The organism is Psychrobacter sp. 1U2 (assembly GCF_051847575.1).
This window is the reverse complement of sequence record NZ_JBPYDC010000930.1, coordinates 1-769: the sequence shown is the minus strand read 5'-3', so window position 1 is coordinate 769 and position 769 is coordinate 1. Positions and strand designations below refer to the sequence as shown.

Genomic DNA, 769 nt, shown 5'->3' with positions numbered 1-769 from the left:
CAAAACTCAACGATCAAAGCCGCGCATCTACAACGGATCGAAGACTTTATACATTTTAACTTAGCCAATCCTCAGATTTCTCCTAAACTGGTCTCACAATCTTGTCATATCTCTGAACGTTATATTCATCTGTTGTTTCAAGACCTACCTTACTCGTTTTCAGGATGGGTCAAACTGACCAGGTTACTGGCTGCAAACAAACTATTAACCAAAGCCAATTATAGCTCTGTTGCTGAGGTTGCTTATCAAGTTGGTTTTACCGATCAAAGCTACTTTTCACGTATTTACAAACAACACTTTGGCTTCTCACCCAAAGATACACCTTTTAATGACGCCAAGCCCTATGAGCACAGAGCGAATACTAATTAAATCATACTAGCGTACTAATACCACCTACAAGCTTATGCTCTTAATAAATAAAGTCTGACTTCCATTATTGATACGATTGTTTATCGGCAGTTTTACTTATCGATGTGCACGACTAATAACTAAGTTTTTTAAGAGTCCAATTAGCCCTACCGTTTATTCCTAAATGGAATAACTACATGATAACTCGGTGTTAGACCTTATTCCAAAAATCAGGATAATCACTCCTTTGTTATTCATTTTTTGATTTCTTAGGAGTTTGTAATGCAGTTATTGTTACTAGTGGCTGTTTTTGTCGCATTACTATATGGCTTGTGGCGTTATCACCGTCAGAGTGATTCGTTAAGTCGTAGTGTTTTCCTAGGTTTATTTGTCGGCGTAGGTTTTGGTTTGGCGCTTTCAG

At 37.7% G+C, this 769-nt stretch carries 1 protein-coding gene; it reads left to right on the top strand.

From position 1 onward, the window contains the following. A partial coding sequence (locus ACS8FD_RS19625) for a helix-turn-helix transcriptional regulator (protein WP_439277098.1) occupies positions 1-369 on the top strand: 369 nt, incomplete at its 5' end. Between the last annotated feature and the right edge of the window lie 400 nt (positions 370-769).